The organism is Wolbachia endosymbiont of Diaphorina citri, assembly GCF_013096535.2.
Taxonomy (GTDB): domain Bacteria; phylum Pseudomonadota; class Alphaproteobacteria; order Rickettsiales; family Anaplasmataceae; genus Wolbachia.
The window spans coordinates 658,367-679,383 of the sequence record NZ_CP051265.2; the positions used below are offsets into that span (position 1 = coordinate 658,367).

Sequence of the window (21,017 nt, forward strand, 5' to 3'; positions counted from 1 at the left end):
ACTTTTCTTTATAATAATTTTACTGTACGATAAAATCAGCTATATTGGCTTACTTTCACTAAATTTACATATGAACCAATTTGCCTAACTTTGTTGCAATGATTTTAAGCTTCCATTTTTACAACATATTTTTATAGGCTTGTTTTCACAAAGGTAGGTACTTTTTTTGCGTTTTTGGAAAAATGAACATTAAAGATTTTTATGACTCTAATTTGCAGTATGTTTCTGAAACTAAAGTGAATATTAATAATCCTATATAAAATATAAAAAAAATACATAATTCTTAATTTTCTCACAGATATAGTTAACAATTAAGCTATATTATTCTAACCCCAGTTGCGGATTAATCAATACAGTAAAATGTAGAAATAGAGGGCTTTTTAGGCTTCATAGAATATGAAACTAATGTGGAAAAGATGTGCACCAAGAAATTTATTGGAGACCTGTGTCTTGAATGCTCAAGATCAAGTCTGTTTTTGAGGTAACCAAAAACTGTTTCAATAATCGACCTTTTTCTTAAAAAAATCTTTTCTTCAAGAAGCATTAATGTATTTTTCATACCTTTTTTTACTTTGGTAACGAGTTTTATTCCTCTATCGAAGAGTTTTGCAAAGAGCTCTTTCTTTATATAGCCCTTATCACCAAACAAAAGACCAGTCAGTTTTTCAGTTAATTTTGGTACTGGTTTTCTGTCGTCAACGTTACCTTTAGTCATTGTAACTCCTTGAATTTCACCTTTTTCATTAATTACCATATGCAATTTAAAACCCAAAAACCAGCCATATGTAGTCTTTCCAAGCTTTGCCAATCCTTTGAAAACTTTGTTTCTTGAGATTCTTTTTGGATGGCAAACAGCGATAGAAGTTGCATCTATGTACGAAATTCCGGTCATTTTTGACTGCTCACAAAGCCACTTTAACAAGAGCACTAAATACCTTTTAGCCTAATAAATCTACTATATGTTGGCAAATTTTGAAACTCAGATCCATGTAGTGCTTTCAAATAATATGTATAGAAAGATTTAAAGTCCTCACATCTAGATTGTTGATAAAGTAAAATTATAGTAAGAATTTCAGAATGCGTAATCCCTGGCGTTCTGGTAGGTTTTTTACTGTTTGGCAGGAGTTTTTCTGCGAAATTTTTGTTTATAGCCTTGCAAAAATCGTCTACAAAGCAAAATAATTCTGTTACATTTTTATTCATGGGTAACCTCTCTATTTTTTGATAATATGTTTCCGGAGTTTACCCTATTTTCCCGGCTTTTTCACTGACTTCTAATCCTCAACTGGGGTGGAAAAGGATAAAAGAGCAGAGATTAATACGGAAATATACTCAGGAGAACTTGGCAAATAAAATCGGTTCAACACCTAAAGAAATACACGACTATGAACGAGGATATACAGACATTCCAATTGAAATATTATATAAGATAGCAAAGACATTATCAGTTAACATTAAAGCTCTTGGACTAACAGAATATGAAAATGAGCCAGTTTTACGGTTTGTAGGTAAATGCGAAAAAATTGAGGATCAAGAATTACTGGATACGGTAGCTAGATGTATGGTCCCAGAGTGTGATGGTATGATAGAATGTGAGAAAAAATACCATCAAAGGAGGAGTTATGGTTACACGGGTGCGCCAGAACACCAGAGGCAGTACGTAAGACAATACAAAATAGTCAAGAGAGCATAGCAAAACTTTCTCAATGCTATAATCTTAATCCAAAAACTATTGTCAAATGGAAAAAACGTTCATTCATTAAAGATGTGAATATGGGACCAAAACAGCCAAAGTTTTAACCAAAGAGGAAGAGGCTATAATTGTTGCATTTCCGCTTCTTCCTCTAGAGGATTGCCTATATGCTTTACAAGCAACAATTCCATATTTGACTCGTTCTAGTTTGCATCGTTGTTTACAAGGGATAAAAGCTTCTTGCTTTTATAGTTAATTAAAACAAAATATACATGGGTTGTTATTAAAGTACAACTGTTGTACTTTAATTGGAAGGTATAGTAAGATAAGGAGGGTGGGTTATGTCTTTAAAAAAGAAAATTTCTGGGTTTATAGAACAACAGCTTGATATTAAATATCATGACAATTACTTGACTTACACTATATACAATTGGGCTGCAAATGAAATATCTAACTCCATCGCTCTGTGTATAATTGGCTGTGGCGATTGTGAGATTAAGTATCAAGGTATTGCTAATTCGTTTAACATAACGAAAGAAGAAATTAACCAAAGTAATATAGAAAGCATAAAAAATAAGATAGAAAGTGAAGCTAGAAAAGAAGGTAGTGAATTTTCCGAGTTGATTTCTAAAATGGATCAATCGCTGAAAGAACAAAGTGAAAAATCTATTATACAGATTCTAAATTCATCTGCTGAGGAGATGTTAAGGAGTTTTTGTGGTAATTCTATACAGAGGACAGAGGATAAAGAAGTTAGTGTATCCTCTGCTTCACATGAAGAACCTGCTACAGAAGATTCGGAAACTACTGTTAATTCTGATCTTTTATCAATTTAACCAGCTCCTCATATAAATTTTTTCTGTACTCAAGCTTTATGTTTCTGAGAGGATAGTAAGCACTACATTTTTCTATTTCCATTATAACAGACTCGTCTATTTCCATGATGATCTTACTATTTGTACTCTGTCTAGGACTAAGCAATAGAAATAGTAGGATAACAGTAATCAACCAAGATTCCAGCATCACATACTAGGATGATATAAGTATCATAATTTACGATTAGATTGACATAGGGTGAAGAGTAAATTAAAAATTGAATAGATCTTTTAATGCAGAATAAATGCCTATAGAAATATTAATGCCTGCTCTTTCCCCAACAATGAGTAAAACTGGAGGAAAAATTGTAAAGTGGTGTAAAAAAGAACAAGATAAAGTTGAAATAGGTGATGTAATCGCTGAAATTGAGACTGATAAAGCCATAATGGAGTTTGAATCTGTCGATGAAGGAGTTTTGGCAAAAATTTTAGTGTCGGAAGGAACAAGTGGCGTGCCTGTAAATCAACTGATAGCTCTAATGTTAGAGGAAGGGGAAGATAAAAGCACACTTGATTTAGCTTCTGCCATCAATACCAAGGTTGAGAAGGAGGTTGAAGCCGATTTTTCAGTATCATCCAACCCTTCGATTTCATCTAGCTCTTCAATGTCATCCCAGTGTGTGACACTGGGATCTAAAAAAGAGGATAGAGCAATAGAAAATAGAATAAAAGTAAGCCCCTTAGCTAAAAAAATAGCTCAAAATGAAGGTATTGATATAAAGCGATTAAAAGGTACAGGTCCATATGGTCGTGTCATCAAAGCTGATGTATTAGAATTTTTAGATCAAACTAAAAGCTATGAGAGATTTGAGGAAAATATAACAGTTGAAGTAAGCAATATGCGCCAAGTGATAGCGCAGCGCCTAGTTGAATCTAAGCAAAATATTCCACACTTTTATTTAACTGTAGACTGCCACGTTGATAAGCTAATATCGCTCAAAAATGAGGTTAATTCAGCAAATGAAAACAATAAAGTAACAATTAATGACTTAATTATAAAAGCTGTGGCTTTCAGCATGAAAAAATTTCCTGATATAAACTCATCGTGGGTAGATACTAAAATAGTAAGATACTCAAATATAGATATCTCAATTGCTGTAGCGCTTGAGGATGGACTGATTACTCCTATAGTAAAAAATGCTGATGAAAAAAGTGTTTTATCTATATCAAAAGAAGTGAAAGATTTAGTAAGTAGGGCAAGATCTGGAAAACTAAAGCCTGAAGAATTTCAAGGAGGAGGATTTACTATCTCCAACTTAGGCATGTTTGGTATAAAAACTTTCAGCGCTATAATCAATCCACCGCAATCTTGCATTATGGCTGTTGGTGAATCTAAAAAACAGCCGGTTGTCATAGGTGAAAAAATAGAGATAGCAGAGATAATGACAGTTACTCTCTCTGTTGACCACAGAGCAGTTGATGGAGCACTCGGAGCAAAATTTTTAAATGCCTTTAAGTACTATATAGAAAACCCTACGGTGATGCTTCTTGAGCCTTTATTATTATAATAAAATTAATACCTCTTAATTTATACTTTTATTAATTGATAGGTTTAGAGGTAAAATATGACTGATAAAAAGATAGAAAAACGTAGTATATTTTTTGATGCTGCAAAATCAAAAATTTCAAACGATAGGTTTCAAATAGATTCCTCGTCTAATGAGTCAATGGATACCATTGATAAAAAATTTAAGTATGAAGTGAAACTTCCAGGTGTTATTCACACTACAACAAGAAAAAATAATGTTGGAAGCGGATTAAATGAGTTAGATCTAAAAAAGAAAAACGAAAACTCTTTCAAGACATCAATAAAGAATATTGAAGAATCAGATAGTAAGAGAAACCAAAGTCATTTGCTGTCTCAGGAAGACTCATTTCCAGAACTACCAGCATGTGCATATAAGCCAGCACTGCTGCCAAAACCATCAAAAGAAAAAATAAAGGAAGCTGTAGATAAAATGCGCAATAATAGAAAAGCTCATAATTCTGCAAGTGTTGAAAATGGTGTTAGTTCAGACAGGTTCAAAGTGCGCCCGTTCTTATGTAATGATATAGATGGATATGTAGCTCCTGACAAACGTGACCGTAATCTAGAAAGGTGTAGGGTTACACATGATAGCAGTAAGCTTGAAGCACAAATGGAAAGAAAGCATGGGTTTCAATCAGATCCAAGTGTTAAGCATGTAAAGGCTGATACTGTAGTATGTTCTATTACTAAAGGTCATGACAAAAAAGGCGTTAAATCTGATGTCTCATATACACAAGAGCCTACATCAGAAATGTCTAAGGTTAATGTGAGAGAATTAGCAAATAGGTTCCGTGGCTAATCATTATTGGATTTTTCGAATAACAATTGCTTAAGATTTTATAAACTGTGCATATAGTACTCTATAAGAGAAAGAGAAGTGTGACAACTTCTCTCTTTCTTAACCACTTGCTGAAGAACGTTTATCTTCTGTGGCATCTGGTGATGGAGCAACTAATCTACTCAAAATCTCATCTTTTGGTCCCATAGCATAAATAACCCCATCTGACATGACGATCACTGTATTGACTACAGATAGTAGCTGTAGCTTATGAGTGATGATAACAGTGGTAGTATTTTGCTCTCTTGCAACATTGATTGCATTAATCAAGCGCGCCTCTCCATTACTGTCTAAGTTAGCATTCGGTTCATCAAGAACTAAAAGCTTAGTATTACCATAGAAAGCCCTTGCAAGTCCAAGAAGCTGTTTTTGGCCACCAGAGAGTATTACTCCTCCAGGTCCTCCTATTGTTGTATCATACCCATTTGGTAAGCTCAGTATTAATTCATGTATTCCTGCAATTTTTGCTGCTTTGATTATTTCTTCAGGATTTGGATCTGGTCTCATGCGGGCAATATTAGCTTTAACGCTCGTGTTAAATAACTCAATATCTTGAGGTAAGTAACCAACATAATTACCAAAGTTCTCTCGATTCCAAGTATATACATCAGCGCCATCTAGTCTGACTACACCTGATATGGGTTTCCAAACACCAACGGTTAGTTTTGCAATGGTCGACTTACCAGAAGCACTTGCACCAATAACACCAACAACATCCCCTGGTTCTATTACAAATGAGATTCCTTTTACTGTTGGCTTATTGCTCCCATAAGGAGTAAAAAATACCCTATCAAATTCCAACTTCCCTTCAGGCTCTGGTAGAGCCATAGTTTGCTCTCTTTTTGGGGATGTTAGGATGAGTCTTTGCAGCCTGCCATATGACATCTTGGCTTGATTTAAAAATTTCCAAGTATGAACTGCTGCATCAAATGGAGCCAATACTCTACCCATCAAAATCGAGGCAGCAATAATGCTACCGGCAGTTTTGTGAGCTGTGATTGCAAGTAATGCACCTGTTCCAATTACTGAAATTTGGAGAGTTGAACGTAAAAATTTAGTAATACCAGTAATTACATTAGAACGATTCTGTGCTGTGACTTGCATTGCACGATTTTGATCATTCCGTTTACACCAATCAGAAACTATAAATTCTGACATACCCATAGCCTCAACCACCTCTGCATTTCTTGTTGCAACATCTATAGCATTAATATTACGTATAGTTTCTTCATTGGTTTCTCGCAATATACGCTTAGTGGCAAGTTCATTCCATACTGCCATTGAAACTAATATAATGATCCCGGCAATAGCTATAAACCCTGTAGAGGTATGTATCATAAAGATCACAACAAGGTAAATTAGCGACCATGGAGTATCGAACAGTGAAAATATACCATTTCCTGTAATGAAATTTTTTATTACTCCAAGATCTCGTATTGCTTCACCACTTGAAGTTGAGCTTTGTACTGATGTTAACCTGATTGACCTTACTATTAGATCTGGTGTTGCAGTTTTATCAATCCAATCACCAATTTTAGCCATAGCTAAATATCGACAAGTTTCAAGCATTGCAGAACATGCAAACGCAGATAAAGTAATAATCGTCAGCATAACTAGTGTTGACACACTCTCGCTCGATATCACTCGATCAAGTACCTGAGAAGTATAAAGTGGCAAGAATAACATTAACGCATTAATCCCTGAGCTAAACCAGAAAATGAACCAAAACGCACTCTTGCACTTCTCTAGACAAGTATATAGTATACTTTGCTTTAATTCCTTTTTTATTGACGGAGTGATTTCCACAATCTTCCTTTTATTTAATTATATGTACCATATATAGTTTTTATTTCAAAAGTATTAACAGTTATTGCCTTACCATATCATTAATGTAATAAAATATTAATGATATGCGAATATAAACTTTTTCATAGCAAGGCTATCTAATTTCTTCTCTACTATAACCTTATACGATAGCCTTGCCAATTGTTCTACGTTTTTCTTATCTACTACTCAATGACAGTTTAGTAGAATGCTTACTATCACTCCTCTGAAAGTTGATGCTATCAGAGTCAGTGACTACAATCTGCATCTATTTTCCTCTTTCTATATGATCAGGAAGTATTACATATTCCAATGATCTAGCTGTAATTGCTCTTTTTCTCACACAAGATGGACTTGAATATACCCTTGGTCTATATCTTTCGAATTTAAAACAGTCAACAGTAATCCCCTCCTCAAAGTTAGAAAGTATTAGAGATGGAGATTTACTAACTTCCTTATCACTCACAGGATTATTTGCATTACCATAACTCACATGACGCGCTGCACTATGATTGTTACCACACTCTTCTCTTGAGGTTGAACTGCTTGGATTAAAAGGAGTCGAAAATATTGAATACCCATTGGTATCACCAAATCGTTTTATCAACCCACAGTTTTCTTCATTCATTTTTGTAATATTCTCGTGATTAGCACCTTCTGATAAGCTTGATGAAGCGATAAGATCTTCTTTTTTCTTACTAAAGATATTGCCTATTTTTAGCTTAGTTGCAACATTCTTGAATTTGTTTTTCGGAGCTTTTGGTTTAATTTCTGAATTCTCATTTATAGTAATTACACATGATGGATTATCTAACTTGTCCATTGTATTTTGTACTCTACTGTTGCGTCTTGAACACAGACTAAGTTTTGCTGTTAAATCATTCAAAACAGGTGAACTTTTTCTACCTTCTAAAGACTTATTCGAACATAGTAGTGCACTACCACCCCTACTCATTTTCTGAGGAGAAATATTGAGTTTGTCTTTACTCTCTAATCTAGTTTCATGCGTAAACTTGTAAAGTTCATTTTCCAATCGTGAAATATCTTCTGCATTCTTTATTAATAGTTCCAATATTGAGTTGTATTCCTCCAAATCATGATCCCCTACTTTTGTCTTAGCTAACTTTCCTGTAGCCTCTTCAATTCTGTTCATTTTTTCAGTATAGTTTTCTATCTTACGTTTAACAGGTTCTTTTTGAAGGCCAATCACTAAGTTGTATAAGATAAGTAAAAATGATATCGAAGAAAATGCAATGGAAATCCAGGTAGGAATTTCTTCCTTTTCAGATTCTGCATTATTATACTTAATGCAAACAGAAATAATCACACTTGATATTGACATGGCCAGATTATAGTAGTCTAGAAGCTTTTTGCTTCTTTCTTGATCTTCCATGTTAAGTTTATCATATTTCCTTTTTTTGTTTTCCCTTATTTCATAAAAGAAATCTAAAAATAACCTCAAGATATTTGTGTCACCATGTTTAAAAGCATAATCTAAAGCTGTTTTTTTTGCATTATCCTTTATATCAAAATTTATCTTTTCATTTAAAGTTTTCTCTCCGGTGCTGATTGTTAGGTAGAATAAGGCTTTAATAGCTTTTTCCCTTAAGTGCTCATTTTGTTTACGCTTTTCTAAAACTAACTTTTTCAAAAATTGACCTTGCTTAAAATCCTCATTTATAGTTTTTTCAAAATCATTATCACTCATTACAAGATAGTGTAATGCTGTTCTTCCAGATTTAGATACAACATTTAACATTTTCTTATTATAGGGGTAATGATTATCTTTCATAAAATATTCTATTAACTCAGCATTAAGGCTCATGGCAGCTAAATGTAGAGGTATAAGCCCTTGACTGTTTGTGTTAAAAAGTGGTACTGTGTTCCTAATAGTTGACTTAGCAATACTTTCAATAACATACTGAGAGAATTCTATGTCGTTGGCAAGAGCAGCCATGTGTAACGGTGTATTGTCATTTTCATCATATAACACTTTGATGCTAGCAGCCACCTTTTTACCTACAAGTTCTTTTGACACAAATTCAAGACATTCCTTATTGCCGCTCAAAATAGCTGCAAATAACAACTTTTTTTGTGTATTTTGTTCTAAAAAAATACCCTTTGGGCTTTTTTTTACCAAATACTTAACGCATTCTACTCTTCCACTGAGGATAGATAAGTGTAGTAAAGTTTGTCCATCCTTATTTTTCTTACTTAATATTTCTCCCACTCTCTCTTTTTTAAAAAGGTGCTCAAGGCATGATTTATTACCAACACGTGCTGCCATATGAAAGACGGTGTCACCGTTGCTATTCTCACGCAAAACCTCTTGATAAACGTCAAATTTCTTCTCTTCCAACTTTTTTTCTATCATGCTTAAAAACGATAAATCAAGTTGGGCAGCAAAATGTAAAGGGGTGTTTCCTTCATTATTACTCTTATTTACTTGCATGCTTCTGTCTATTAATAGACTCACACATTTTTTTCTTAGTTCTGTTTCTGTATTACTCGATAGAGCTAAGTGTAGGGCCATATTTCCTTTGTGTGTTTCTGTGCTTAAATCGTAATCAGGAAATTTCTTGAGTAAAGATGTTAGACAATCATACTTCCCGTACATTGCAGCTAAATGTACAAGATCTCTTCCATAATCACCTTTGGATTGAAGTATGCTATTTCCTATATTTTCATAAAATAGGTCTATACAATATGAATTACCATGTATAATAGCAATATGTAAGGGGGTGTTACCTTGTTTATTCTGAACAATTTTTGCACCTGATTGAGTAAACAATTTCATTAGCTGGTTATTTCCATGTTTTGCAGCTATATGCAATGGGGTGTTACCATCTACATTTTCTTGATTAATTTCACTTTTTCGTCTACCTAAAAATTTTAGATGCTCTATAAGAAAATTTATGGCATTTTCTTGAGTTTCTGAGTTACCTACAATCTTATGAAAAGGATTCTCATTATATTTATTTTTTAAAAATTGTACTTGATTATCAATGAAGAATTTTATGCACTCAGCATTTCCAGATTGCACAGCATAGTGTAATGCGTTATTTCCATATTTATCTGTTTTAATTTTCTCCCTATCAAAAATTCCTTTTGCTGTCAATATTTCTTTTAAATATTCTAGGAGGTTAGGACTTCCGCTTCTGGCAGCATAGTGTAACTCGGTTTTATTATTGGTAGTGCAACTAAAATCTGCTTCATTTTCTATGAGAATTTTCAAGCATTCTTTATTGCCAGATTTAGCCGCATAGTGTAGTGGTGTTTTACCATCTCTATCTTTATTCCTTACTGCTTCTTTAATGTCAAAATTAGAATTTTCTATCACAAAACATAAAATATCTTCTTTACCCGACTCAGCTAAATAATGTAGAAGTGTTTTATCATTACTATCTGCAAAATTCTCCAATTTTATAATCAATTCTCTGCCCATACTAAGAATTAGAGATACAGCTATTTCAACATGAATATCATAATTCCTATTTTTCTTTTGTTCTTTCCTAATTCTTTCAATAGCCACTGTTAATAGCGAAGAACCATCATTACTTATTATATTCCATCCATCTTGACGAAATTTTTCAGCTAATGAATCACTTATATTTTCTGCTAAAATCCTGCTTTTTATACAATCAAGATTATTAGTACATATATTATAGTTTTCTTCTTGAGTTACTTTATTAATATAATCATATATGATTATTAGGTCTTGCTTATTGACTTTATCTTCTGAATTGCCTTGTAATGAAGAGAGGTCTATCTCACTAATTGCTCTGGCCATAACAACGTTTCCCGCAACAAATAAACCTGAACTGAGTGTCTTTGCGCTTGTACTAGATTTAGCTTTGAAAACACTAGTAACTGTATTTTTGAACATACTGTACCTCATAAATAGTAATGTTGGTAGTGAATAAGGCTTTCCACTGTAATTTTTAAGCCTACAAAATTCACCAGCGGCCGCATTATATAGTAGATAATTTTTTGTGCTAGTAATATTTTTCTAATTCCCACTTTGGCCTTGGTGCAAAGTCAAGAGAGTCTACATAGCTTCTCTGTAACCTTTCAATTCCTGTCCATCCAACCATCACTGCATTGTCTGTACATAAATTGCTTGGAGGAGAAAGCACGTTCAAGTCTATGTGCTTTTTTAATCTCTCTTTCAGGAAATTATTTGCTGCAACTCCACCAGTAATTACAAAATCATTGATTTTAATATTTAAAGATACAGCGATACCAATAGCATTTCTGACTCTATCGAGTAATATGTCGCTAATACACTCTTGAAACGAAGCACACATATCACACACATCCTGTTCACTCATTACAAATTCTCGTGCTAAGTTTTTTACCGCTGTTTTAATTCCAGAAAATGAAAGGTCACATCCAGAACGTTTTATCATTGCTCTTGGCAGCTTAAATCTCATACCATCACCTTTTTTAGCTAACTCTTCAATTAATGGACCTCCCGGATAGCTTAGACCCAGCGTTTTAGCGACTTTGTCAAATGCTTCTCCTAATGAGTCATCAAGCGTTTCTCCAAGTTTGATGTATTTACCTACATCCTGTGCAATTAAAAATTGGCAGTGACCACCTGATATCAGCAGGACTAAAAACGGAAATTCAACCTCATATAGTAGCCTAACAACTAACGCATGTGCTTCTAAGTGATTAACTGCAATAAACGGTTTTTGTGTTACGTGTGCAATTGCTTTAGCCATCATTGTACCAATTATTAATCCACCTATGAGTCCTGGTCCTGATGTTGCTGCAATTGCATCTAGATCACAAAAGTTAAGGTTAGATTTTTCCATAGCACTTTTTATTAAACCACTTAAATGCTTCATATGAGCACGTGATGCTATTTCAGGAATCACTCCACCGCACTTTTTGTGCTCTACCTGAGAAAGAATTTCGTTAGCAAGCACTTGCTTATCACTATTTACAATCGCAACTGCAGTTTCATCGCAACTTGTTTCAATCGCTAAAATGGTTTTCATATATATTTGAACTCTTTAAATTGCGAGAACTATAACTTGAAATGTTGAAGAAGTGAACTTTGTTCTGCTGAGCTAATTATCATCTTCAAATATAGAACCAATTTTTTTGCTTCCAGGAGAAAATTTATTAGTCCAACTGCTTTGTACTTTGTTTATATCTTTAAAAGCAGTTTTATCGCTATATTCCTTTACTTCTTTATCTATTCTCTCCATTATTTGTAGATCCAGGTAGCTCTTTTTCCATTGGTTAGTAGCAAGAAATACTCTGTTTAAATCTTGAGTGCGAATTAGATATTCTTTATCTTTAGGATAAACTTCCTGAGCCCAAGCAAACAGCTCAAAATAGCGTGCGAATAACTCAGACGCACGTGATTTTGGAGTTTGGTAAACTTGTATCTCCTTAAATATAATTTGACCAATAATTTTTTGTACCAGAATATTTGACTGCTTTAAGTTCTGCTCAATATCCTGATAAACTTTATAGAGAAATTCTTGCTCTAAGCTTAAGTTCAGTTCATTTTCAACCATATGTGAAAGTTCATGTACTATGATGTAAGGATTTGACCTTCTTAGCACAATAACATACTTATTTAAACCAGAAGAACGAATTGTCTTACACACTCCCTCTTCCATATCCACTAATCCTTCTTGATATATTTCAAACGAGAGTCTGTTTTGCTTTATTAGTGACAAAGTGAGGTTTAATGTATTTCTAAACTTCTCAAATTGATAGAGATATTTGACATATTGTATTACGTTTTCACTATTTCCTACTTGAGTTGCTTGTTTTATTAAGTTCCTGATTAGCATGCTTCATTATTAAAGGAATTTTCTTTATGCTCAAGAATTATAAAGTGTTTTCAGTAAGTATAGCTAAAGTAGTTTAAATTCACTGACATTCCGCTACTTATTAGTAGCCAAGAGGTATCACGTCAGTATGACTTAGGAATGTTGTAAGTTGAAAATGTGATATAAAAGTGCAATATCAAATATATTCTACTAAAAATCAATCAGATCTTCACATGTTTGTTCTTCATAAAAGAAGTTCAATGTTATCGTAGTACCAAGCTTTGCTTCACTTTTAATGCTGAAAGTCCCACCCATTAACTCTACTAATTTCTTGCTTAGCGGCAATCCGATGCCCGTACCTTCGTTTCTATACCCCGAATCTGCTTGGCCAAAAACAGACATAACTTTATATATATCCTGCTGCATTATCCCTATTCCATTATCATGAAACTCAATAGTTAATAAATTTTTTTCTATATTCTCTTTAATAACCATTCTTATTAAACCATCTTTAGGAGTAAACTTGATTGCATTTGATAACAAATTTATTATAACTTGCTTCATTCTTTTGGGATCTGCGATAACTAATAATTGTTTATTAGTTATCTCTTTCTTTAAACTAATTCCTGTTTCTTTTAGTTTAGGTGATAGCATGTTTAAACACGAATCTATTATCTTATTCAGATTAAACTTCACTTTCTCTACTGTTAAACTACTTGATTCAGCTTTAGAAAAATCGAGCACATCATTAATTAAAGCAAGTAAATGCGTACCTGCATTATATATATCGTCTATATATTCCTTGTATTGAGAGTGATCTACAGAACCTAAAGTTTCATTTTTGATCAACTTTGCAAATCCAATAATAGCGTTAAGAGGTGTACGCAACTCATGTGTAACACTTGCAAAAAACTTTATCTTATTTGCATTTTCTTGCTCTAATGCCTCTTTAACCCTTTGTAATTCAATATTAGTTTTATGTTGCTTAGCTAGCATTTGGGTATTGGAAAAGTGCAAATAAAGCATTATTAGTATTAAGATAATCAGTAATAAGCCCATGAATATTGAAAATAGACTATATACCATAATATAAGAGTCATTATAGCTTTGAATGATCTTCAAAAAAAATGAAGGCTTAATGTCATCTTCATGAAATATAGGGAAAGCAGAAGTTAATGTATTTCCTGTAGCGTAAAATATTTCCTGATTGCTTAGCAACTTATCAAATTCATCGTTTGTAAGTAACTGCTCATAATCATGACCTTGAGTATTAAAATTACTGAAAATTACTCTGGCATTTTGATCATACAGTATTAAGCTCAAGTTCTTTACTTCGCTGACTGATTGTAATAATTCAGCACGTAATTTTACTAGCTGGTTTATATAGTCAAAGGTGTTATATTTAACATGATGCTTTTCTATTAGTAAGTAATTGTACTTTTTTATTATACCATTTTCCAGTAGGCTTTTTAAGTTTGCATTCGAATCACGGTAAAAAGAAAGAAAATTATTTCTTAATGAATAATTGCGGTATATCGCGCTAAACAAAATCACAAAAATTAATAAGAATAGTGTGATAATTTTGGTATATCTGTTTTTTTTTAGTTTAGTAAATATTAATTTACTTAATTTATACATATTCTTCTCATTGTGAAATAACGGCTTTTATGGTATTAATTAAAAATTAGCATATCATACTTTTATGACAACTTCTCCTGTTTTGCCAGTTTACTCTCCTATTAATATAAAATTTTCTTATGGCAAAGGTATTTACTTGTATGATATCGATAATAAGCGCTATATAGATTTTCACTCTGGAATAGCTGTTAGCAGTTTAGGCCATGCCAACCCACGATTAACTGATGTCCTAAAATTACAAGGAGAAAAACTATGGCATATATCAAATACCTATAATATATCTACTACCAACAAATTTGCAGAAAATTTAATAAACAACAGCTTTGCTAATACTGTATTTTTTGCAAATTCTGGATCAGAAGCAGTGGAATGTGGACTTAAAATCGCTAGGGCCTATCAAAATGGAAAAGGTAATAAAAATCGCTATAGAATTCTAACATTTCATGGTGCATTTCATGGAAGGACATTTTTAACTTGTGCAACAAACGATAGACAGAAATTTTCTGAATTACTGAATCCTTATATTGACTGGTGTGATAACATAGAGCCCAATATTGAGAGTGTAAAGAAAGCAATTTCTAATGGCATAGGTGTTATATTAATAGAACCAATACAGGGACAAGGTGGTATTAAAGTAATGAGTGAAGTCTTCATGAAAGAGCTAAGAGAACTATGTAACGAAAACGACATACTGCTATTTTTTGATTGCGTTCAGTGCGGTGCTGGCAGGACAGGAAAGTTATTTGCATATGAACACATAGGAATTAAGCCTGACATATGTGCTCTTGCAAAAGGAATAGGAGGAGGTTTCCCTCTAGGGGCTTGTCTTGCAACTGAAAAGGTTGCTAAGTATATGGCGGTCGGTATGCATGGTTCTACTTTTGGTGGTAATCCACTTGCAACTTCAGTAGGTAATGCTGTATTGGATGAATTGCTCAGCCCTGGCTTCTTAGAAAATGTTGAAGTTAGAGGTAAGTCTTTAAAAAACAAACTAGAGGACTTAGCAAGCAAGTTTCCAATGATAGAAGAAGTGAGAGGAGAAGGGTTGATGCTAGGAATAAAAGTAAAAATGAATAACCAAAAATTTGCAGAAGAGCTAAGTCACCGTGGTTTACTCACTGTTGGAGTAACATCAGATAACGTTGTAAGAATCTTGCCTCCACTCATTATCACTGAAAAAGAGATTGATGAAGGCATTGAAATCCTCACTCAATATTTATCTGAAAAGTTCTAGTTAAAAACTAAACCTTCCTGCTCACTAGTTGTTGGCTGTATCAAAATTGCAGATAAAGCAGTAGCTACAACTTTATCAGCTACTTCATTTGTACACTTTGCCTTTTCCTGTTCTCTTATCAGTGTAAGCTCATTTATATCACTTAGTGAGTCAAATTTTGTTATATCCTCAAATATAAACGATTGCACGATGTCTTTCGGAATATTGAAAAAAGCCGAGTTACCAAACGATAATGCCACATCTAATAATTTCTGCATTAAACTGTTTTTAACAATGAATTTAAATAGCTCCCCTAACACAACTGGCACTCCAAAAGTAAAAAATGCTCCTCTCACTAAATAGGTTGTTATTTCATATAACAATGCACCACACAAAAATGCTAGCGGTCCAAATATTATAAAACCGCAAAGTAAAGGCAATGGCATAGCATGGCCTGATGACATTCTACCTATAAGCTCCATTGAACCTATAAACCCAATAAATAGCATCGCTCTACCTAGATATGTCCTGTTTTTAGAGCGTTTGCTAAAGTTTTTCTCACGTAACTTAGAAAAATCATTATTGACTCTTACTTCAAAAATACTGTGGCCATTTTTTAATTTTAGCTCTAAGTCCTCTATTCCATGATGCCACTTATGACACCTTACAATTTCATCAATTATCGTACTAACTTGATTATTGATTTTGTATAATTTGCTTTCTTGATATAAGTTGCCTTGATAATATTTTTCTCTCAAGCCTACACAATTTAAATTCTTTAAATCACATAAAAAATCTTTGATTTCTTGTGCCATTTTATTAGCATCATCTTCGTAGCCTACAGCTTTCAAAATTGTTACCAAGTGTTTATTTTCAATTTGAGCAATTGTTCTATCTAATGCACGTATATATTGCTTGGATTGAAAATATGAGATGATTTTTTCTTTACATCTATCCTCATTGTCTTCGTACAAACTATTTCTTTTGAAACTACTGTCATGTTCTTTGGCAATTTCTAATGCATGAACCAATACATTTTGCGCCTTCACACTACTTTCACATTGACAGTTTCTGATTATGTGTACATACGCTCTTGCACTGGTATCTCCAGATTTATCTATATTGTACGCTTTAGCCAAAAAGACTAAATAGTCAAACCCTGCCCATAGATAATACATTACCTTTGTTATAGCACTCCCCACAGAAAATAAAGCTGAGCGTGTGCAAGATAATTTACCGTTGTTTTTAATTCTGTTCTCATATGAACGAAGGTATGTCTCTGTACTTTTTAAAATCCTATGTAAATCTTGTTCTGTCTTTTTGACATCAAAATCATTTATATCATGAACTTTTTCATACGTTTCTTTTATCAAATCACTAGAAAACTTCTTCAGAGCTGAATCATCAATATTTCCTAATGCATCAATATTTTTACTAATATAGATTTCTATTTTTCTTCCAAGTTCTTCTCCCATTCTATTTTTTAGCAACTTATTGTATTTATTAGTAGCTGGAAACAAAACTTTCTGACAAAATTTCTGTGGTTCGTTTTTAAAATTTGCTAAGATCTTATTCACAAATAGCTCAACTTTTTCACCTGCAGCAGCGAAAAACCATGATTGTCTGCTCTCATTATGCTCTCTATTTCTTCCAAGATTCTGTAGGGCTTCAGATGGATTATTGAACTGACTAACCGAATCTGCAAATATTGATGCAACATGATTATATTCACTATCAAATCCACGACCTTTCGATCCATCTATAACCGTTGTTAACGCATATTTAGCTAATGCATCAAAATCTCTTTTTTCATAATCACAATAAATAGTTCGATACTTACCTATTTGATTACGTATTATCGCTGAAAAGGGTCTATTTTCTCCAATACCAAGATCATTTTTCCCAATTCCTGCAAAGATACATTTATTTTGTTTGCAGAAATCAATGAGACTATGTAGTATACCTTCCTCTCTTTCCATGAGGTCATGGAGCTCTTTGCTTAAGCGCCAATTATCAACTATTAACCTGCATTGCTCATTATCACCTCGACGCAATGCTTTAATTACTAACTTGATTTGCGGTAAGAGCTTGTTTCTAGCAAATTGCTCACTAAAGCCTTTTTTCTCTAGGTAGCTTATAATATTGTTATCATTAGTGGTGCTAACATTCTTTTTAACATCTTCTATCAATCCACTCAAACCTTCTCTTCTTTTTTTATCTAAAGTAATATTATCACACTTCATTAAATATGAGAGAGTAAGATCGATCATTGAATGCATTACTCTATATTTTAGATATTCAGCAGTACTACTGAAATCCACCTTTTCTTTTAATTCAGATATCTGCTCTTCTGTCAGACTAGGATGTTGCTTTTTAACGCAGCTTATAAAGTTCGCTTCGCGTAACTTGAGCCTATAGTCTTGATAAGATATCCCTTCAGGCTGAAATTTATTATACACTTCATAACGTGTACTACCTTCATATACTAAATTATCTCTACCCTGCAACGCAAAGTTAAGATTAACTATACTATTTACATCATCAGCTAAAAGCAGAGCACTTTCTCCAATTGGGCTTTGCACATTCCATCTTATAGAAGTTAATAAATCATCGGTATCAACAAGCTTATTGTAATTAAAAACTTCTTCGCTCTCTTCAACATATTCATGAGCTGGGCTCGATTTTTCTCTAGTAAATAAGCTACGCACGTTAGCAAGAAATCTAGAAAGCAGTTCTTTTGACTCTACACCAGTTGCTTTAGTTAGTACCCACCAAATTGGCAACATTACTATACCAAATATAAACATAGAAATTGTATAATATAAGTTTCCAATCAAAGCAGAATACAGCCAATAATCTGAAGTTAGACCAATTACAGCAGCAACATTACTATTTATAACAGGAAATAATGTAATCATAGGTATTATAGTAACAGCAATATTCACTACAAATGCTAGAGTGAAATTTGTTCTCCTATTGGTTTTTGCAATAACACTTGCTGTTTCGATGGCGTTTGCAATACAACGTCTACTCAATCTTGTCGGGCTGATAACTTTTCCGCATCTATTTAAAATCCTTCTCTTTGGTGTTGCAGTGAGGTAAGTCGTAGGATACTCCTCATCAAGCTTGCACATGTTCTCAAAATCCTGCTGCTTGTTAATACTGTCTGCTTCATCAACACTAATCCACAATTTGGTATTTTGGTCTTTAAATTTACGATCATTTTCTTGCTGTAATAACAGGTCATGTGTCACTATAATTGTTGTAGGTTTAGTTGCCTTCAGTGCATTTTTAATTTCCTCAGCAGTTTTAGGTGTCCTAATGTTTACAGTAAATGCACTACTCATCATTTTTTTAGCTTGATTCACTAGGTCACTACTTGGTACTGCAACCAGATGATGAAACCCTGCTTGGGCTAGTACATAACTCAGTATTCCAATGTCGTAAGTCTTACCAAATCCAGTTTCTGCATCTACCATAACATTACAGTTAGTAGTGCAAGGGTTGCGTAGATGTTCTAATACCCCTTCAACAACAGGTTTACGACGTGCTACTATTATAGATTCCTTTGTATCATCAAGTTTTATAGATTCACCTTTTAGCTTGCAGTTGATTTTTTCTAAGCTACTTATAATACTTTGCTTTTCTTGATTACTGATAGAACTCATACATTACCCACTATAATTATCACAATATTAATTGTATGTTAATTCAGTAAATTGTCAATTCTATGGACAAAAAGCTGATTTCAACTATCATATTAATATGAATATATGCCTCGGAATAATTACTTCTCCTCATGGAATCAAAGGAGCTGTCAAAATAAAAACCTTTACTGAAAAGCCCGAAAATATTTTCCTATATGGTGAACTAATAATCGGAAGTGAAAATTATAAAATAAGCTTGGTGTCTGTTGTCAGTAATAATTTAGTAATAGCAACAATTAGCGGTGTGAATTCCCGTAATGAAGCAGAGCTTTTAAGAAATAAAAAGTTATATATAGAAAGAGATAAGCTACCACAGTTAAATGATGAGGATGAATTTTACCAAGATGATCTTGTGAATATGGAAGTAAGACTAGAGAGTAATGAATTATATGGCTATGTGAAGTCTGTGAATAATTTCGGCTCAGGGGATATATTAGAAATTTTGGTTATCAGCACAAAAAAAAACATTATGTTATCTTTTACTAAAGAAGTATTTCCATACATCAACATGAAGGAAAGGTATATAGTAATCAACATGCCAGAATTCATTGGCCAATAAAAATTTTGATATTTGTATAAAGTTATTTATAATAACCAGACCAAATTAAAAGTGTAATTATGGCAGAAAGGGCTAATGATATCAGGCCAGGTCAGGTACTAGAACATAACGGTGGATTGTTTTTGGTTGTAAGTATTATGCATACTCAACCTGGTAAAGGTGGTGCATATATACAAGCTGAAATGAAAAATATCCAAACAGGAGCAAAGTACTATGAGAGGTTTCGCTCTGATGCAACAATCAGAAGGGCAATTTTAGATGAAGAGGAATATGTTTATCTCTTTACTGAAGGGAATATCGTAAATCTTATGCATCCAAGTAGTTACGAGCAGATTGTTATAAATTTAGACTTATTAGGGGAAAAGAAGGCTTATTTGCAAGATAATATGAAAATTAAAGTAGTAACTTATCAAGATAAAATAATTTCTGCACATGTGCCTGATCACGTTACACTAACTGTAAAAGAGACAGAGTCTGTTATCAAAGGTCAGACTGTTACTGCTTCTTATAAGCCTGCAATTTTGGAAAACGGAATACGTGTTAACGTGCCTCAATTTATAAAAGAAGGGGATAAAATTGTATTACATACTCCTGATAACAGCTATTACGAAAGAGTAAAAGAGTAAATGGCCATTTCATCACCACGAATCAATGTGATGCTTGATTCTGTACGTAGTGCCTCCAAGCAGCTTATACGTGATTTTAATGAATTGCAAATTTCAAGCGTTAAGTCAGCAGACTTTATCAATAAAACTTATTCAAAATCCAAGCAACTTATATACGATTGCTTGAAAAACTACAACCAGAACTATGACTTTATTTTTGAAGACGATGTGGGCCAAGATCTAAAAGACGGCGGTTATACTTGGTTTATTATGCCTATAGAAGGCAAGGAAAACCTTTTTAGTTGTATGGTTTATTTTGCAGTATCAGTTTGTCTCATTCATAAAAACAGAGTTGTAGCAGCTGTGATTGATGCTCCAGCCCTTAGAGAAACTTTCTGGGCAGAGGAAAAGAAAGGAGCTTTTCTTGAAGATTTCAAATCTCGCCATGTAAAAATGCGGATGAAAGCTCGTGAAGGGGGAATAATAGACATAAGTGGTAATTTGTTAAATAAATTACCACTTGACAATAATAATCTACGCTCCCTTGGCTCAACGGTACTAGGTTTTGCATATCTTGCTGCCGGAAGATACAATGGAATAATTTACTCTGGAATTAATAAATATAAAACTTCACTCGGTAGGCTTTTTCTGCAAGAAAGCGGTGGGAGATTAAGGGAAGATAACGCGCTTGTCATTGCTGGAGATATAAACTAAAGTTCATTCAAAAGAGCAAAAGTCACGT

At 33.3% G+C, this 21,017-nt stretch carries 13 protein-coding genes and 3 pseudogenes; 9 read left to right on the top strand and 7 right to left on the bottom strand.

Annotated features, from left to right (window positions below):
- Positions 1 to 343: 343 nt before the first annotated feature.
- Positions 344 to 1,203: pseudogene (locus tag HGO49_RS02910) on the bottom strand (IS982 family transposase).
- Positions 1,204 to 1,294: 91 nt separating this feature from the next.
- Here HGO49_RS02910 and HGO49_RS07545 point away from each other — a divergent pair.
- The 5 genes and pseudogenes from HGO49_RS07545 to HGO49_RS02935 all read left to right on the top strand — a co-directional run.
- A pseudogene (locus HGO49_RS07545) lies at positions 1,295 to 1,693 on the top strand (helix-turn-helix domain-containing protein); the annotation flags it as partial.
- A pseudogene (locus HGO49_RS02920) lies at positions 1,603 to 1,919 on the top strand (IS481 family transposase); the annotation flags it as partial. The pseudogenes HGO49_RS07545 and HGO49_RS02920, both read left to right, overlap by 91 nt.
- 115 nt (positions 1,920 to 2,034) lie before the next feature.
- A complete protein-coding gene (locus tag HGO49_RS02925; RefSeq protein ID WP_017532263.1) occupies positions 2,035 to 2,529 on the top strand; it encodes a WBM0748 family T4SS-associated protein in 495 nt (164 codons plus the stop codon).
- Positions 2,530 to 2,813: 284 nt separating this feature from the next.
- Positions 2,814 to 4,076 carry a pyruvate dehydrogenase complex dihydrolipoamide acetyltransferase gene (locus HGO49_RS02930; protein ID WP_017532261.1) on the top strand — a complete coding sequence of 421 codons (1,263 nt, stop codon included), beginning with the start codon at positions 2,814 to 2,816 and terminating at the stop codon, positions 4,074 to 4,076.
- 57 nt (positions 4,077 to 4,133) lie between these two features.
- Entirely contained in the window at positions 4,134 to 4,895 is a 762-nt protein-coding gene (locus HGO49_RS02935) for a hypothetical protein (protein WP_017532260.1), read from the top strand.
- 99 nt (positions 4,896 to 4,994) lie between these two features.
- Here the strand turns inward: HGO49_RS02935 and HGO49_RS02940 are convergent, their stop codons facing one another.
- From HGO49_RS02940 to HGO49_RS02960, 5 genes are all read right to left on the bottom strand, one after another.
- A complete protein-coding gene (locus HGO49_RS02940; protein ID WP_017532259.1) occupies positions 4,995 to 6,740 on the bottom strand; it encodes a type I secretion system permease/ATPase in 1,746 nt (581 codons plus the stop codon).
- Positions 6,741 to 7,026: 286 nt separating this feature from the next.
- On the bottom strand, positions 7,027 to 10,644 hold the full coding sequence (locus HGO49_RS02945) for an ankyrin repeat domain-containing protein (protein ID WP_017532258.1): 3,618 nt from the start codon (positions 10,642 to 10,644) through the stop codon (positions 7,027 to 7,029).
- Positions 10,645 to 10,753: 109 nt separating this feature from the next.
- Entirely contained in the window at positions 10,754 to 11,764 is a 1,011-nt protein-coding gene (tsaD, locus tag HGO49_RS02950; RefSeq protein ID WP_007302199.1) for a tRNA (adenosine(37)-N6)-threonylcarbamoyltransferase complex transferase subunit TsaD, read from the bottom strand.
- A gap of 72 nt (positions 11,765 to 11,836) precedes the next feature.
- On the bottom strand, positions 11,837 to 12,574 hold the full coding sequence (locus HGO49_RS02955) for a WD_0702 family putative metalloprotease (RefSeq protein WP_017532257.1): 738 nt from the start codon (positions 12,572 to 12,574) through the stop codon (positions 11,837 to 11,839).
- Positions 12,575 to 12,763: 189 nt separating this feature from the next.
- Positions 12,764 to 14,191, bottom strand: coding sequence for a sensor histidine kinase (locus tag HGO49_RS02960; RefSeq protein ID WP_017532256.1), 1,428 nt, complete (start codon positions 14,189 to 14,191; stop codon positions 12,764 to 12,766).
- Positions 14,192 to 14,255: 64 nt separating this feature from the next.
- Here HGO49_RS02960 and HGO49_RS02965 point away from each other — a divergent pair, with 64 nt between their 5' ends.
- Positions 14,256 to 15,425 (top strand): aspartate aminotransferase family protein, encoded by a 1,170-nt coding sequence (locus tag HGO49_RS02965; protein WP_017532255.1) that lies wholly within the window; start codon positions 14,256 to 14,258, stop codon positions 15,423 to 15,425.
- Here the strand turns inward: HGO49_RS02965 and HGO49_RS02970 are convergent.
- Positions 15,422 to 19,072 carry a DEAD/DEAH box helicase gene (locus HGO49_RS02970; protein WP_017532254.1) on the bottom strand — a complete coding sequence of 1,217 codons (3,651 nt, stop codon included), beginning with the start codon at positions 19,070 to 19,072 and terminating at the stop codon, positions 15,422 to 15,424. The genes HGO49_RS02965 and HGO49_RS02970 overlap by 4 nt on opposite strands.
- 97 nt (positions 19,073 to 19,169) lie before the next feature.
- On the opposite strand from HGO49_RS02970, the gene rimM reads away from it, so the two are divergent.
- The 3 genes from rimM to HGO49_RS02985 are packed head-to-tail and all read left to right on the top strand — an operon-like array spanning position 19,170 to position 20,989.
- Positions 19,170 to 19,670 carry a ribosome maturation factor RimM gene (gene rimM, locus HGO49_RS02975; protein WP_006014540.1) on the top strand — a complete coding sequence of 167 codons (501 nt, stop codon included), beginning with the start codon at positions 19,170 to 19,172 and terminating at the stop codon, positions 19,668 to 19,670.
- Positions 19,671 to 19,729: 59 nt separating this feature from the next.
- A complete protein-coding gene (gene efp, locus HGO49_RS02980; protein WP_017532253.1) occupies positions 19,730 to 20,296 on the top strand; it encodes an elongation factor P in 567 nt (188 codons plus the stop codon).
- Positions 20,297 to 20,989: an inositol monophosphatase family protein gene (locus HGO49_RS02985; RefSeq protein ID WP_007302192.1), complete on the top strand. Its 693-nt coding sequence runs from the start codon at positions 20,297 to 20,299 to the stop codon at positions 20,987 to 20,989.
- Positions 20,990 to 21,017: the final 28 nt, after the last annotated feature.

Coding starts and splice junctions, on each gene's coding strand:
- HGO49_RS02925 (WP_017532263.1), top strand. CDS start 2,035: ATGTCTTTAAAAAAGAAAATTTCTGGGTTTATAGAACAACAGCTTGAT.
- HGO49_RS02930 (WP_017532261.1), top strand. CDS start 2,814: ATGCCTATAGAAATATTAATGCCTGCTCTTTCCCCAACAATGAGTAAA.
- HGO49_RS02935 (WP_017532260.1), top strand. CDS start 4,134: ATGACTGATAAAAAGATAGAAAAACGTAGTATATTTTTTGATGCTGCA.
- HGO49_RS02945 (WP_017532258.1), bottom strand. CDS start 10,644: ATGTTCAAAAATACAGTTACTAGTGTTTTCAAAGCTAAATCTAGTACA.
- tsaD (WP_007302199.1), bottom strand. CDS start 11,764: ATGAAAACCATTTTAGCGATTGAAACAAGTTGCGATGAAACTGCAGTT.
- HGO49_RS02955 (WP_017532257.1), bottom strand. CDS start 12,574: ATGCTAATCAGGAACTTAATAAAACAAGCAACTCAAGTAGGAAATAGT.
- HGO49_RS02960 (WP_017532256.1), bottom strand. CDS start 14,191: ATGTATAAATTAAGTAAATTAATATTTACTAAACTAAAAAAAAACAGA.
- HGO49_RS02965 (WP_017532255.1), top strand. CDS start 14,256: ATGACAACTTCTCCTGTTTTGCCAGTTTACTCTCCTATTAATATAAAA.
- HGO49_RS02970 (WP_017532254.1), bottom strand. CDS start 19,072: ATGAGTTCTATCAGTAATCAAGAAAAGCAAAGTATTATAAGTAGCTTA.
- rimM (WP_006014540.1), top strand. CDS start 19,170: ATGAATATATGCCTCGGAATAATTACTTCTCCTCATGGAATCAAAGGA.
- efp (WP_017532253.1), top strand. CDS start 19,730: ATGGCAGAAAGGGCTAATGATATCAGGCCAGGTCAGGTACTAGAACAT.
- HGO49_RS02985 (WP_007302192.1), top strand. CDS start 20,297: ATGGCCATTTCATCACCACGAATCAATGTGATGCTTGATTCTGTACGT.